Genomic DNA, 13926 nt, shown 5'->3' with positions numbered 1-13926 from the left:
TCAGCCCCCGGCCTGTTCGGCCGCCCGCTCCGCCGCCAGCTCTGCAGCCTCGGCCTTGCGGTCCTCCTCGGTTTCCGGTGCGCCCAGCCAGAAGGCCGGCTCCACCGTCACCCGGCCGCTGGCGAGATCCACAACCGGGACCGCGTCGTCGGTAAAGGGCACCATCGCCGAACGGCCCCCAGAGCCGTCCTTGGCGGTTTTCACCTCCAGCATGTCGCCGGCGCCGTAATTGTGCACGGCCACCACCTGCCCCAGCACCCGGCCGTCCGGCAACGCAGCCGTCAGGCCGACCAGATCGGCATGGTAGAACTCGCCATCGCCGGCCTGGGGCAGGGCAGAGCGAGCGACATAAAGCTCGGTGCCCTTCAGCGCCTCGGCCGCATTGCGGTCTTCGACGCCCTTGATACGCGCAATCACAATGTCGTTCGCCTTGCCCGGTGAGAGTCGCAGCACCTTCAGCGGATACGTCTTCGTCGCACCGGCATCCTGCAGGGGACCGTAATCCCCGAGCGCTTCCGGCTCTGCGGTGAAGGCTTTCACCTTCACCTCGCCGCGGATGCCCTGTGCGCCGATCACGACGCCCAGCAGAAGTCTGCCGCTCATCCCGTCAACTTACGAAGCAGCAGCTTCTTCGGCGGGCTTGGCAGCGGCTTCGGCAGCGGCCTTGGCAGCTTCCTCGGCAGCCTTGATGCGCTCCTGGGCCTTCGCCTTCGGCTTGCCCTTCTCCGGGTTGTTGCCATGGGCCCAGGTGGTGACCAGGCCGGCCTTGGTGAAGAAGCGGGCGACGCGGTCCGACGGGGTCGCGCCCTGGCTCAGCCAGTACTTGCAGCGCTCGACGTCGAGCGTCACGCGCTCGCGGTCCTTCGGCAGCATCGGATCATAGGAACCGATGCGCTCGATGAAACGGCCATCGCGCGGGCTGCGCGAGTCGGCGACAACGATACGGTAATAGGGGCGCTTCTTGGCACCGCCGCGGGTCATACGGATCTTGACGGACATGATCTTCCTTTCAGATAAACGTTGAAACTCGAATACGCGAAACTGATCAGTGCAACCCGGGCCTTCTAGTGAAGTTTGGGCATGCCGGGCATTCCGCCCATCATCCCGCCCATGCTGCGCATGAAACCTTTCTGCCCCAGCTTCGACATGCGCTTCATCATGTCGGCCATCTGCAGATGCTGCTTCAGCAGCTTGTTGACGTCCTGCACCGAAGTGCCCGACCCGGCGGCGATGCGTTTCTTGCGCGCAGCCTGGATCACCTTGGGATTCTTGCGCTCGCCCCTGGTCATCGAGCTGATGATGGCTTCCTGGCGCTTCAGCACGCTTTCGTCCACATTGGCGGCGGCCATCGCGGCCTTGGCCTTGCCGACGCCGGGCAGCAGGTTCATCACGCCCGACATACCGCCCATCTTGCGCAGCTGCTTGAGCTGGCTGGCCATGTCGTCCATGTCGAACAGGCCTTTCTGGACGCGGGCGGCGAGGCGTTCGGCTTCTTCCTTCTCGATCGTCTCGGCGGCCTTCTCGACCAGCGACACGATATCGCCCATGCCGAGGATGCGCTGCGCGATACGCTGCGGATGGAAGGGCTCGATGGCATCGACCTTTTCGCCGACGCCGATCAGCTTGATCGGCTTGCCGGTGACGGCGCGCATCGAAAGCGCTGCGCCGCCGCGGCCGTCGCCATCGACACGGGTCAGCACGATGCCGCTGATGCCCAGGCGGTCGTTGAAGCTTTTCGCAACATTCACCGCGTCCTGGCCGGTGAGGCTGTCGGCGACCAGCAGCGTCTCATGCGGCTGCACGGCGTCGCGCACCGCGGCCACTTCCAGCATCAGCGCTTCGTCAACGTGAAGCCGGCCGGCGGTGTCCAGCATCAGCACGTCATAGCCGCCGAGCTTGGCGGCCTGCAGCGCGCGCTTGGCGATATCCACCGGCATCTGGCCGGCGACGATGGGCAGCACCGGAATGCTGTTCTGCTCGCCGAGAATCTTGAGCTGTTCCTGCGCAGCCGGGCGATAGACGTCGAGCGACGCCATCAGCACCTTCTTGCGCTCTTTATTCATCAGCCGCAGCGCGATCTTCGCGGTGCTGGTGGTTTTACCGGAGCCCTGAAGGCCGACCATCAGCACCGGCACCGGCGGCACGGCATTCAGGCTGATGCCGGCGCCGTCATCCTCGGCATCGCCTCCGCCCAGCATCTCGACGAGATGATCGTGGACGATCTTGATGACCATCTGGCCCGGGGTGACCGAGCGCAGCACATCCTGGCCGACGGCCTTCGCCTTCACGCCGTCGATGAAGGTCTTCACGACGGGAAGCGCGACATCGGCTTCCAGCAGGGCGACGCGCACCTCGCGCAGCGCTTCCGAGACGTCAGACTCCGACAGCGCGCCGCGCTTGCGCAGCCGCTCGAAGACGTCTCCCAGTTTGCCGCTCAGAGATTCGAACATGTCGACCCTGAAAACCTCATCAAATGATCCAAAACGAAACGACGCCCGTGCGCGACACTCGCGGACGGACGGCGGTCCTCGGACCGGATTGCTTCCAAAGCTTCAGAAAGCGGGCGGAATAAAGCCTTTTGAGGCCTTTAAGTCAACCCCGGACCACCCCTCCCGACGTCACCCTCGGATTTATTCCGAGGGTCCATGGACCCTTTCCGGACCGCGGAACCATGGGATGGACCCTCGGGACAAGGCCGAGGGCGACGATTTTAACTATTTTATATAATTATTTCAATATCTTAAACCACAAACCGTCGTATCGCCTCGACCAGGGCCCGCGGGTCGATCGGCTTGACCAGCACCTCGTTCATACCGCTGGCCAGGCATTCCCGGCGCACCTCCGGCCCGTCGGCCGCCGTGATCCCGATGATCGGCACCGTTATGCCGTTGCGCACCCCGGAAACCCGGATTTCCTGGGTTGCCTTGATGCCGTTCAGGCCCGGCATGCGCACATCCATCAGGATGGCGGCCAGATCGGGCATTTCGACGAAGAGATTGACGGCATCGCGGCCGTCGCGGGCGAATACCGGCTCGTAACCCAGCGCATGCAGCAGCTTGTCGAACACGGCGCGGCCGATGGTGGCGTCATCGGCCACCAGGATCTTGCGGGTCTCGGTCATGGATGGAATCTGGCCTGCCTACTGATAGTTTTCTTTGGGCAGTTCGGCGCGGATCGGTCCCAGCGGCGCTAGCCACTGGCGCCCGTTCAGCGTCGCGCCGCTGATCCAGGCGCGCGCGGTGCCCAGCCGCGTGCTGGCCTCCAGCTGCACCGGCACCCAGGCGGTGAAGCCCGGCGGCTGCACCAGCCAGATGATGGTCGGCTGCTCGTCCTTCTCGCTCCATTCGGCGAGGAATTTGCGGCTGTAGCCGGCCACCGGTTCCACCTTGGCCTGGCACTTATACGCCGGGCCGCTATAGGCGGTGCGGTTATGCGGCGCCACACTGTCGGGGCCGAGCGCCGTGAAATGCATGTTGTAGCGCCGCCGCCCGTCATAGATCGCATCCATGCCGTCGCAGGGCGGCGTCGCGCTGGTCTCGCCGGCCCGAAGCAGCCGGGCGATCATCGCGGTGTTGGGATCCAGCGTGTTGGCTTTCAGCAGGTCGGAGACCTCTTCGCGGTCATCCTCGTCATTGGGCGGCTCGACGATGGCCACCGGCAGGCCATCGGCGCCCCAGCTCATGCGGGTGGCGCGTTTCGACCAGGTGCCGTCGCTGTCGGTGACATAGCGCACCGGGACATAGCGGTCGTCGGCGACGCGCGCCAGCGCCTGGCCGGTCATGATGAAGCGGGTGGCGAAGTTCAGCACGCCGGCGGTGCGCATCGCGGTTTCCACCTGCAGGCTTTCGGCATCGCGGCGCATGGTCATGCCGATATCCATGCCCTTGGTGCCGAGCGTGTAGAGGCCGAAGGAGATATTGGCGTCGCGCAGGCTTTCCTCGGGATCGGCGGCGGCGCGCAGCGACGTCACGTCGATGCCCAGGCCGAGCAGCAGACCCCCGATCAGTGCATATGACACAGGCTTGCCCATGGCCGGCATTTTACGCCTCGACTCAGGCTTTTCCGAGACGAAAAAACCGAATTCTTTGTGATGGCGCCCAGATGTGCCGTCCGGACCGGGACGGATCGGTTCAGGCGTAGGTGGCGGGCAACTCGCGGTTGATCGCCAGCTTCAGGCCGCGCAGCAGATCGGCCCCGGCCCGGCCCATATCCGGGCGGGTTTCCGCCCGCCGCAGGGCATAGAGCGCATCGATCAGCAGACCGATGAGATCGAGATGGCGCGATTCCGATGGCAGGGCGCGGCGTAAGGAGTCGCTTAAGAGCGCCACGCCGCTGGCCATCATGGTCCAGCGGTTGGCGGCGCAGGCCTCGCTCAGGGCATTGCAGTCCTGCTGGGCGTCGCCCAGGAACAGCAGGGCCGACACCAGGTCGTCGCGCGCCTTGGCGAAGCGCCCGCGCATCAGATCGATCCGTGCGGCAATGGCGGCGGGATCGTAGGGCGTAGCCGGATCGTAAGCGGCGGCCAGTGCGGCAGCCGGCGCCACCGGTGCCGGTTCCGCTCGCGGCTGGGCAAGCTCAAGCTGACCGGTGCGCACCTGTTCGGCCCGCGCCTGCACCAGCAGTTGCAGCGGGTTGGGATAGGCCGTTTCGTCGGACCGATTCGCCATGACTGCCTATGGGATACGAATCCGGACGACTCCCTGTCAATCGTGGAATGGCAAAAACCCGCCGTCGCCGTGACCGTCACGGGCGGGAGCGTGCGGCGGCCAGTGGCCAATCCGCGGCCGCTTCGGCTAAGGTCGGGCCATGTCGCCCGCGCTCAAACCCGCCCGCCGCACCGACGATCCCGCCGCGCTGGCCGCGCGCCTGCTGGGCGGCGACCGCCGCGCGCTGGCCCGCGCCATCACCCTGGTGGAATCGCGCCATGCCGGCGACCGGCTGGCGGCCGAGACGCTGCTGCAGGCGGTGCTGCCCCATACTGGCGAACAGGGGGCCGGCGGTGCGGTGCGGCTCGGTATTTCCGGCACGCCCGGCGTCGGCAAGTCCAGCTTCATCGAAAGCTTCGGACTCTCGCTCACGAAGCCCAAAGAAGACGGAGGGCTGGGCCTGAAGGTCGCGGTGCTGGCGGTCGATCCCTCCTCGGCGCTCTCGGGCGGTTCGATTCTCGGCGACAAGACCCGCATGGAGCAGCTTAGCCGCGATCCTAATGCCTTCATCCGCCCCTCGCCGTCGGGCGGTTCGCTCGGCGGCGTGGCGCGGCGCACGCGGGAAGCCGTGCTGCTCTGCGAGGCCGCCGGCTTCGATGTCGTGCTGGTGGAAACCGTCGGCGTCGGCCAGTCGGAAACCACGGTGGCCGGCATGGTGGACATGTTCCTGCTGCTGCTGGCGCCCGGCGGCGGCGACGACCTTCAAGGTATTAAACGTGGCATTATGGAATTGGCCGACCTGATCGTGGTCAACAAGGCCGATGGCGACCTGCTGCCCAGCGCGCGGCTGGCAGCGGCCGATTACCGCATGGCGCTGCAGCTGATGCGCCCGCGCCATCCCGAATGGGTGCCGGATGTGCTGCTGGTCTCGGCGCTGTTCAACGACGGCATCGCCGAGGTGTGGACGGCCATTGGCAGATTCCGTACGGCGCTGGAACAGTCCGGCAGCTTCGCGGCCCAGCGCCGCCACCAGGCCGAAGGCTGGCTGCTGCGCGAGTTGCAGGACGGCCTGCTCGACTGGCTGAAGACCGATCCGGCGATTGCCGCCGAACTGCCCAAGCAGCAGAAGGCGGTGGCGGCGGGCAAGATCACGCCATCAGCGGCAGCGCGCAAGCTGCTCGGCATGCTGGGGAAGTGAATGCCCTGGTATTCAGAGTGCGGCGTTAATCGAGATTCTTTGCGCTTCTAGAAAATTCATGCCAAATCCAATGTGTCCACGCAAACGCGTGCATATACGGGGTGGGTCAATTTGACGGCGCAAAAATTTGGGGGGATATGGTCGCTTCTGAAAGTGGAGGCGGTCTCTACCTATATGAAGCAGTTTAATACTGCGCTGCAGCATCAACCATCCAAGTATCGGCCATTTGAGCGCATCTACATAGATGCTTTTGCAGGCAGTGGTTCCTTTTCTTTTGACGATTCAATTTCAGCGCCTTTGCTCGATATACATGAGGCTGCGAAAGAGCATGAGGGGTCAGCTCGGCGCGCTCTTGCAATAGAGCCACCGTTCACCCGCCTGTTCTTCATAGATAAGAAGCCCGCGAATATTAAAGCTTTGGAGGATTTGCGTAGTCGCGATACTCGCGTCAGCGTAATTGCTGGTGATGCCAATGTAGAGGTGAAGAAGATTATTGGCGCAATTGATTGGCGGAAAACACGCGGTGTAATTTTCCTTGATCCGTTTGGCAATTCAGTTGGCTGGAAGACTCTAGAGGCGATAGGGAAAACCAATCTTGATCTTTGGTATCTGTTTCCCTTATCCGGGGTGTATCGGAATGCGCCAAACGATCACTCTCAACTAACGCAAGACAAACGAGATACGCTAAACTTCATTCTGGGCACAAAGGATTGGGAAGGTGCATTTTATGGCACACCGCCTGCATCTTCTATTACAGATTTATTCGGTGTTGCTCCCCCGCCCCCAAAGCTTCAACGGATTTTAAATGCGGATGGCATTGAGGCGTGGGTTAAGCAGAGGCTGGAAACTGAATTCCCTCTTGTGCTGCCGCCTGCTCGGATTTTGAGTCCCACAAACGCCCCTATGTATAGCCTCTTTTTCGCTATGGCGAACCGCTCTGCAGTCGCGCAGAGTGTGGGGAAGCGGATTGCAACGGCTGTGCTTAAGATGCTGCGGTAGGCGGCCGTTCATCCCAAGTGCGGCCATGTAACTTGCGGCCAGTCTTTGCTTTGTTGACGCCGCCCCACTGTTTGAAGAAAAAGGCTGTATCGTAGTCGCGGCAAAGAGATCGAATCTCTTCGACCCATTCTTTGTCCATTGGTCTGGAACGAGGGCCGGACTCGCCACCGACGATGGCCCAGTGAATCTTCCGGAGGTCAGCATCAGCGACGGACCCAAGCAAAGGCTCAAAGCTGACAAAGCGGATTGCGGCAGGTGTCTTGCGCAGTTCATCCAGTCGCCACAGGGTTTCCGAATGTTCGACCGTCGTGCCCAGCCATGCATTCGGCAGTGGCTTGCGATTTAGCACGCCGGCGACTTCGCGCATGCGTGCCGGCCGTTTGGTCAGGATCTGATAGGTGTGCTGCGGAGTCTGCCGCATGACATCCCAGACTTGGCTGATGAAATCAGCCGGCACGCTGTCATGGAACAGATCGCTCATCGAATTGACAAAGATGTGACGCGGCTTTCGCCAGCTGATCGGCAGTTCCAGCGAAGCTTTGTCGAGGCGGGTTTTGCCGGTCCAGACGTAACGTCCGCCGGATTTGCGGGTCAGGCCTTTGTATTTCTCCACGCCCATCGCATCGAGGCGTGCCGCCATGCGCATGGCATAGCAATTGGTGCAGCCGGGCGTGATGACGGTACAGCCGGCGACCGGGTTCCAGGTCGCGTCAGTCCATTCAATGCTGCTCTCGGCCATGGGTATCTCCTGCCTTACGCGAATCAAAACGCCCTGCCGCGAGCGGGCAAGGGCGAATCGTCTCAAGTAGAATCGGAATAGGTTGAAGTATAGTTGAGAAAAGAACGCTTAGCGAACATTAAATAGCTTCCAAAATCCTTGGAGCTCGCTGTTTAATTTCCTTCAAAACAACTTGCGTTCGGAAGTATATCGGCTATAATCGGCGCCATGAACACCGAAGCCGAATCCTATGCCGCCATCCTGCGCCTGTTCCGCGCCCAGTCCTTCCTCGAGGCCCGCCTCGGTCCGGGGCTGGCCTCGGTGCATGGGCTGGGCTTGAGCGAACTGATGCTGATGATGCATCTGGCGCGCGCGCCGCTGCAGCGTCTGCGCCGCGTCGATCTCGCCGCCATGCTGAACAGCAGCCAGTCGACCATCACGCGCATGGCGCTGCCGCTGGAGAAATCCGGCTATGTGAAGCGCGAGTCCGATCCGCGCGATGCCCGCGTGGCCTATGTCGTGCTGACCAAGGCCGGCCGCACCCGCGTGGCGGAAGCGGAAGACACGCTGCGGCGCGCCGCCGCCGATCTGTTCCGCGACCGCTGGACCGAAAAAGAGATTGCCACGCTCGGCAGTCTGCTTGGCCGCTTCACGGCGGCTTTGCCGGGCGAAATCCCATGACGCGTATTATTTAAGGACCGACCTCATGAAATTCGAACCGAAACAGGTGGCCGTCATCACCGGCGGCGCCAGCGGGATCGGCTTGGCCCTCGCCAAAGCCCTTGGTGCCCGCGGCCTGTCGCTGGCGCTGATCGATGTCGAGGAGGCCGCGCTCGCTGCGGCCGCCGCCGCGCTGCGCGGCCATGGCTATGCGGTCGAGGCTTATGCCTGCGATGTCTCCGATGCCGCCGCCATGCAGGCGGTGGCGCAGCAGGTGGAGCAGCGCTTCCTCACCGTCGATCTGCTGGTCAACAATGCCGGCGTCGGCGGCCTGCTCGGGCCGCTGTGGGACAGCAACCCGCAGGACTGGACCTGGGTTCTGAATGTGAATGTGGAGGGCGTGGTGAACGGCATCCGTGCCTTCCTGCCGCGCATGCTGCGGCACCGGCGCGGCCATGTGGTGAATGTGGCATCATTAGCCGGCCTCACCGCGCCGCCCTTCATGTCGGCTTACGGCGCGTCGAAATATGCCGTGGTGGGATTAAGCGAAAGCCTGGCGCAGGAACTGGCCATCACGCAATCAGGGCTCAGTGTCTCGGTGGTCTGCCCCGGCGTGGTGGAGTCGCGCATCACCGAGTCCGACCGCAACCGGCCATCGCATCTGCAGGCGAGCAGCCGCACGCCGCCGGATCAGCTCGCCCGCATTCGCGCCGCCTTCGAGGCGATGCTGGCGGTGAAGATGCCGGGCGATGTGTTTGCGCAGAAAGTGCTGGCCGGCATCGAAGCGGGGGCGTTCTACATCCTCACCCATCCCGAGACGCGGCCGCAGATCGAGGGTCGGCTCGAGGGCCTGCAGAAGGCGGCAGAGGCGCTGGCGGCCTAGCCTGCCGGCGTCACCTTCGTATTCGGCGTGGTGTCTTCCGGCGTCTCGTCCGGCTCGATCCGGTGCGGCAGCACGCCGCCGTTGATGCCGAGCCGTTCGCCCAGCCACAGCGCATGCACCAGATGGTCGTCGTAGGGGTTGTCGGTATTGGGATGCACCAGCACGCTTAAGCCCCGCCGGTTGATCATCAGCCAGGGCACCAGCGCCGGGAACAGCGCGGTGGCGAAGGCGAGTTGGTACATCGGCCTGGTATGCGGCCCGACCAGCCGGTCATGCCAGCGGCCGATCCGCAGCACAAACTGCTCGTCGATGCGGTCGCGCAGCCAGGCGGCCGTCTCGCGCTCGGCCGGGCCATCGAAATAGACATGGGCGTGGTAGCTGGCGATGGCCGTGATGGCGCGCGGCAGGCTGTCGGTCTGGGTCATGGCGGAAGCTGAGCAGCCTGGCGCAGGCACAGCAAGCCGGTGGTCTTGCTTTTTTTACAGAATATGTTCTATTATTGTTCTTATTCTGCTCGAACAGTATCCGGGTGGATACCGCTGTTTGATATCGTGGATCGGATTTGCGGCTTTTTGCGCCCGACGGTGGCTGAAACCGGCCTGAGCCGGATGAAATCAGCTGGAACAGGAGCGAAGCAGGCCCAAACAGGCCGAAATCATCCTTATGTCGGGTAAAAACCGGATCTTTCAGGGCGAATATCGGCCCGGAAAGCCTGAAAACCCCGAAATTAAGGGTGATTTCGGCTTAAAATCAGGTTTTTTGCCATTCTTATGCTGGCTGGCTTTGGACGGTTTTGGCCCAGTTTGGCTCCATTTGGTCCAGGTGGAGTACCGGCGTGGTCCGGTCTGGCCCCATTCAGTCAGGCGCCAGCCAGCCAGGCCCCGGCGCCGTCAGGCGCCATTGAGCCAGGCCTTGGCGATCTGATGCGCCAGGCTCAGCGGCGGGGGCATCCAGGGTGGATCGTCCGGGCTGGTCGGACTGTTGGGCAGGCGCTGCTTGCCGCGCTCCAGCATCTCGGGCAGTTCGCTGCGCCGGAACCAGCGGGCGTCTTCCAGTTCGGTCGGGTCCACCGTGATCTCGGCGCTGGTGGCTTCGGCGACGCAGCCGATCATCAGCGAGGACGGGAAGGGCCAGGGTTGCGACATCAGGTAACGTACCGCACCGGTTTTGATGCCGGATTCTTCCAGGATTTCGCGGCGTACGGCTTCTTCCAGGCTTTCGCCCGGTTCCATGAAGCCGGCCAGCGCCGAATACATGCCCGGCGCCATGCGGCCCTGCCGGCCCATCAGCACCATGTCTTCGCCGGTGGCGGGATCGCGGCGCACCGCCAGCATGATGACCACCGGATCGGTACGCGGGAAATGCTGCGCGCCACAGGTGTCCGACGTGCATTTGCGCATGTAGCCGGCATCGCCGGCCTCGGTCCTGGCGCCGCATTGGGCGCAGAAGCCGTGACGCTGGTGCCAGTCGGTCACGCTGCGCGCCTGGGCCAGGATCGCGGCCTCTTCGGGCCGGAGTTGGGCGGCGATGCTGCGCACGTCGATGTATTTTTCGGTCTCGCTGTGCAGCCCGGTGGTGGCGTCGCTTGTGTCGCCGTCGATGGCGAAATGCGGGATGCCGGCGGGATCGACGCCGAGGAAGATCGTGGGCAGCGACTCGAAGGGCCGGGCCTGGCCGGCATCGAGCCAGGCGATGCCAGCCGGCTTGGTGGTGATATCGATCAGCGCCTTCAGCTCGCGCAGCATCAGGAAGCGGGCGTCGGTCCGGGTGCGCTGCTGGCTCAGCCAGGCCGGGTCACGGCGCGGATTGCCGGCACGGTCCAGATGCGAGCCGGTGAAACCGATAGGGCGCGGCGGCCGGGCGGGGTTTGGCGATGTCTCGGGGCTAACCATCCTGAAACGCTGGCATAATCGCGTCGCGCCGTCCATTGCCGGGCCCGGCGAATCCGGGGTTCGGCGGCTTGAATTGTGCGGGCCGATGCTTGATATAAGGCCCCGGGAGGTTGGCGGTGGACGAGCGTCTCGCCAACCCGGTCAGGTCCGGAAGGAAGCAGCCGTAACGAGTTCCCGTTCGGGTCGTTGTCAGCCTCCCACCTTTGCCCCCGAACGCTTTAATTTTCGGTCCGCGCACGGCATGTTAGGTCCATGAGTCAGCCGGCGCCCTATCGCGTTCTCGCGCGCAAATACCGACCCAGCAATTTCGCCGAGATGATCGGCCAGGATGCGCTGGTCCGCACCCTCACCAACGCCATCGCCACCGGGCGCATCGCTCAGGCCTTCATCCTCACCGGCGTCCGCGGCGTGGGCAAAACCACCACCGCCCGCATCATCGCGCGTGCGCTGAACTGCACCGGCGCGGATGGCAAGGGCGGTCCCACCATTTCGCCCTGCGGCGTCTGCGATAACTGTAAAGCCATCGCCGAGGACCGGCACCCCGATGTCTTCGAGATGGACGCGGCCTCGCGCACCGGCATCGGCGATATCCGCGAGATCATCGAAGCGGTGCGCTACGCCCCGTCGATGGCGCGCTACAAGATCTACATCATCGACGAAGTGCACATGCTCTCCACGGCGGCCTTCAACGGCCTGCTGAAGACCCTGGAAGAGCCGCCGCCGCATGTGAAGTTCGTCTTCGCCACCACCGAGATCCGCAAGGTGCCGGTGACGGTGCTGTCGCGCTGCCAGCGCTTCGATCTCAAGCGTGTCGAGATCGCCGTGCTGAACGCGCATTTCAAACGCATCGCCGGCGAAGAGAAAGCCGAGATCGACGATGACGCGCTGACGCTGATTTCCCGTGCCGCCGAAGGTTCGGTGCGCGACGGCCTGTCGCTGCTCGACCAGGCGATTGCCCATGGCGCCGGCACGGTGAACGCCGAACTGGTGCGCGACATGCTGGGCCTCGCCGATCGCGGCCAGATCTTCGCGCTGCTCGACCAGCTGCTGCACGGCCAGCTCCCCAAGGCGCTGGAAAACCTGCAGGCGCAATATCGCGTCGGCGCCGATCCGGCCGTAGTGCTGCAGGACATGCTCGACCTGGTGCACTGGCTGACGCGGGTCAAAGTGATCGGCGGCACGCCTGACGATGTGACGCTGCCCGAGACCCAGCGCAGCCGCGGCAAGGAACTGGCGGCCAAGCTCGGCATGCCGGTGCTGGCGCGCAGCTGGCAGATGCTGCTGAAGGGTCTGGCCGAAGTGCGTTCGGCGCCAGTGCCGCTGGCCGCCGCCGAAATGGTGCTGGTGCGCTTCGCCTATGCCGCCGATCTGCCCTCGCCGGGCGATCTGGCCAAGGAATGGCGCGACAAGGGCGGGCCGGGTGTGGCGCCGCCGGCGCGCGGTCCGTCTGGAGGCGGCAGCGGAACCAGTGCTGCCGTGGCGACGCAGCCGCGTGCGATGGCCTCGGCCCAGCCCCAGCCCGGCGAGACCGTGGCGCTCGCGGCCATGCCGGTGAATTTCCCCGCCGTCGTGGCGCTCTGCAAGGAGATGCGCGAGGGCATGCTGGCCGGCGAGTTGGTCAACGATGTGCATCTGGTCAGCTTCGAGCCGGGCCGCATCGAGCTGCGCCTCGATAGTGGCGCCCATCACGATCTGCCCGGCCGCCTGATCGAAAAGCTGAAAGCCTGGACCGGCCAGCGCTGGGTGGTGAGCTTAAGCAAGGCGCCCGGCGAGCCGACTTTGGCCGAGCAGGAGCAGGCCGACGATCTCCGCCGCCGCGCCCATGTGCAGGCGCATCCGCTGGTGCAGGCGGTGCTGCTCACCTTCCCCGGTGCGGTGCTGGGCGAGGTGCGCGAAGTGATGCCCCTGGTGGCCGACGAGCCGGTGGTGGACGAGGCCGCCGATGCCTATGTCACCGACGATGTCGATCCGCTCGACGAGCTGGACTGAGGAGTTTCCGCCATGAAGAATCTGGGCAACATGCTGAAGCAGGCGCAGCAGATGCAGGCCAAGATGCAGGAGATGCAGGCCGAACTGGAGCTGCGCGAGGTGCAGGGCACCGCCGGCGGCGGCATGGTGACGGTGACGCTGAACGGCAAGAGCGAGATGAAAAGCATCAAGATCGATCCGGCGCTGCTGAAGGAAGACGAGCGCGAGGTGCTGGAAGATCTCATCAAGGCCGCCCATGCCGATGCCAAGGGCCGCGCCGACCGCGAGATGGCCGAGCAGATGCAAAAGATGACGGCCGGCCTGCCGCTGCCGCCGGGCATGAAGCTGCCCTTCTGAGGATTTAAGGCGTGGCTGGACCGGAGATCGAGCGGCTGATCCAGCTGCTGGCCAGACTGCCGGGCCTGGGCCCAAGGTCTGCACGCAGAGCCGTGCTGCATCTGCTGAAGAAAAAAGACGCGCTGATGCTGCCGCTGGCCGCGACCCTGAAAGAGGTCGGCGACAGCGTGCATGCCTGTTCCTCCTGCGGCAATCTCGACAGCCGCGATCCTTGCGGCATCTGCACCGATCCGCGCCGCGACGAGGCCCTGCTCTGCGTGGTGGAAAGCGTGGCCGATCTCTGGGCGCTGGAACGCGCCAGCGTGTTCCGTGGCCGCTACCATGTTCTTGGCGGCACGTTGTCTGCCTTGGATGGCGTCGGCCCCTCCGACCTCAATGTCGATGGCCTGATCGCCCGGGTGCAGAACAGCCGCATCAAGGAAGTCATCATCGCCACCAATGCCACGGTGGAAGGCCAGACCACGGCCCATTACATCACCGACCGGCTCGGGCCGCTCAATGTGCAGATCAGCCGGCTGGCCCATGGCGTGCCGGTGGGCGGCGAGCTCGACTATCTCGATGACGGCACGCTCGGCGCCGCGCTGAAGGCCCGCCGGCTGCTTTAG

16 protein-coding genes and 1 other RNA gene are annotated in these 13926 nt (G+C 64.3%); 8 read left to right on the top strand and 9 right to left on the bottom strand.

The annotated features are described in order from the left end of the window. The 6 genes from rimM to AC1ROB_RS00330 all read right to left on the bottom strand — a co-directional run bounded on the left by rimM (nucleotide 1) and on the right by AC1ROB_RS00330 (nucleotide 4667). On the bottom strand, nucleotides 1–603 hold the full coding sequence (gene rimM / locus AC1ROB_RS00355; protein WP_492972758.1) for a ribosome maturation factor RimM: 603 nt from the start codon (nucleotides 601–603) through the stop codon (nucleotides 1–3). Between the two features lie 9 nt (nucleotides 604–612). Further along, nucleotides 613–999, bottom strand: coding sequence for a 30S ribosomal protein S16 (rpsP, locus tag AC1ROB_RS00350; RefSeq protein ID WP_492972759.1), 387 nt, complete (start codon nucleotides 997–999; stop codon nucleotides 613–615). A gap of 65 nt (nucleotides 1000–1064) precedes the next feature. Further along, a complete protein-coding gene (gene ffh, locus AC1ROB_RS00345; protein ID WP_492972760.1) occupies nucleotides 1065–2450 on the bottom strand; it encodes a signal recognition particle protein in 1386 nt (461 codons plus the stop codon). Between the two features lie 290 nt (nucleotides 2451–2740). Next, nucleotides 2741–3121, bottom strand: a complete 381-nt coding sequence (locus AC1ROB_RS00340; protein WP_492972761.1) for a response regulator — start codon at nucleotides 3119–3121, stop codon at nucleotides 2741–2743. Nucleotides 3122–3139: 18 nt separating this feature from the next. After that, on the bottom strand, nucleotides 3140–4030 hold the full coding sequence (locus AC1ROB_RS00335) for a DUF3108 domain-containing protein (protein ID WP_492972762.1): 891 nt from the start codon (nucleotides 4028–4030) through the stop codon (nucleotides 3140–3142). A gap of 100 nt (nucleotides 4031–4130) precedes the next feature. Further along, nucleotides 4131–4667 carry a hypothetical protein gene (locus AC1ROB_RS00330; RefSeq protein WP_492972763.1) on the bottom strand — a complete coding sequence of 179 codons (537 nt, stop codon included), beginning with the start codon at nucleotides 4665–4667 and terminating at the stop codon, nucleotides 4131–4133. A gap of 139 nt (nucleotides 4668–4806) precedes the next feature. Between AC1ROB_RS00330 and meaB the strand changes: the two genes are divergently transcribed. Beyond that, a complete protein-coding gene (meaB, locus tag AC1ROB_RS00325) occupies nucleotides 4807–5844 on the top strand; it encodes a methylmalonyl Co-A mutase-associated GTPase MeaB (protein WP_492972764.1) in 1038 nt (345 codons plus the stop codon). Nucleotides 5845–5916: 72 nt separating this feature from the next. Then, complete coding sequence (gene tcmP, locus AC1ROB_RS00320) at nucleotides 5917–6843, top strand: three-Cys-motif partner protein TcmP (RefSeq protein ID WP_492972765.1); 927 nt, start codon at nucleotides 5917–5919, stop codon at nucleotides 6841–6843. Here the strand turns inward: tcmP and AC1ROB_RS00315 are convergent. Next, nucleotides 6827–7582, bottom strand: coding sequence for a DUF5131 family protein (locus AC1ROB_RS00315; RefSeq protein ID WP_492972766.1), 756 nt, complete (start codon nucleotides 7580–7582; stop codon nucleotides 6827–6829). The two genes, tcmP and AC1ROB_RS00315, sit on opposite strands and share 17 nt — an antisense overlap. A 207-nt stretch (nucleotides 7583–7789) precedes the next feature. Between AC1ROB_RS00315 and AC1ROB_RS00310 the strand changes: the two genes are divergently transcribed. Together AC1ROB_RS00310 and AC1ROB_RS00305 are read left to right on the top strand one after the other, a co-directional pair. Next, nucleotides 7790–8242 (top strand): MarR family winged helix-turn-helix transcriptional regulator, encoded by a 453-nt coding sequence (locus AC1ROB_RS00310; RefSeq protein WP_492972767.1) that lies wholly within the window; start codon nucleotides 7790–7792, stop codon nucleotides 8240–8242. Nucleotides 8243–8267: 25 nt separating this feature from the next. Then, nucleotides 8268–9104, top strand: a complete 837-nt coding sequence (locus AC1ROB_RS00305) for an SDR family NAD(P)-dependent oxidoreductase (RefSeq protein ID WP_492972768.1) — start codon at nucleotides 8268–8270, stop codon at nucleotides 9102–9104. On the opposite strand, the gene AC1ROB_RS00300 is transcribed toward AC1ROB_RS00305, so the two are convergent. Both AC1ROB_RS00300 and nudC read right to left on the bottom strand, forming a co-directional pair. Beyond that, nucleotides 9101–9529, bottom strand: a complete 429-nt coding sequence (locus tag AC1ROB_RS00300) for a DOPA 4,5-dioxygenase family protein (protein WP_492972769.1) — start codon at nucleotides 9527–9529, stop codon at nucleotides 9101–9103. The two genes, AC1ROB_RS00305 and AC1ROB_RS00300, sit on opposite strands and share 4 nt — an antisense overlap. Nucleotides 9530–9994: 465 nt before the next feature. Beyond that, nucleotides 9995–10996: an NAD(+) diphosphatase gene (gene nudC, locus AC1ROB_RS00295; RefSeq protein WP_492972770.1), complete on the bottom strand. Its 1002-nt coding sequence runs from the start codon at nucleotides 10994–10996 to the stop codon at nucleotides 9995–9997. Between the two features lie 105 nt (nucleotides 10997–11101). Between nudC and ffs the strand changes: the two genes are divergently transcribed. The 4 genes from ffs to recR all read left to right on the top strand — a co-directional run bounded on the left by ffs (nucleotide 11102) and on the right by recR (nucleotide 13926). Beyond that, nucleotides 11102–11197: signal recognition particle sRNA small type (gene ffs / locus AC1ROB_RS00290), an RNA gene on the top strand. A gap of 51 nt (nucleotides 11198–11248) precedes the next feature. Then, nucleotides 11249–12985: a DNA polymerase III subunit gamma/tau gene (locus tag AC1ROB_RS00285; protein WP_492972771.1), complete on the top strand. Its 1737-nt coding sequence runs from the start codon at nucleotides 11249–11251 to the stop codon at nucleotides 12983–12985. Between the two features lie 12 nt (nucleotides 12986–12997). Then, the gene (locus tag AC1ROB_RS00280) at nucleotides 12998–13321 is read left to right on the top strand and encodes a YbaB/EbfC family nucleoid-associated protein (RefSeq protein WP_492972772.1); all 324 of its coding nucleotides are present in this window, start codon (nucleotides 12998–13000) and stop codon (nucleotides 13319–13321) included. 11 nt (nucleotides 13322–13332) lie between these two features. Further along, nucleotides 13333–13926, top strand: coding sequence for a recombination mediator RecR (gene recR / locus AC1ROB_RS00275; protein WP_492972773.1), 594 nt, complete (start codon nucleotides 13333–13335; stop codon nucleotides 13924–13926).

The sequence above is a fragment of the Ferrovibrio sp. GW821-FHT12F09 genome, assembly GCF_058806775.1.
Note: the sequence above shows the minus strand (reverse complement) of the source record. Positions and strands in the feature narration are given on the sequence as shown.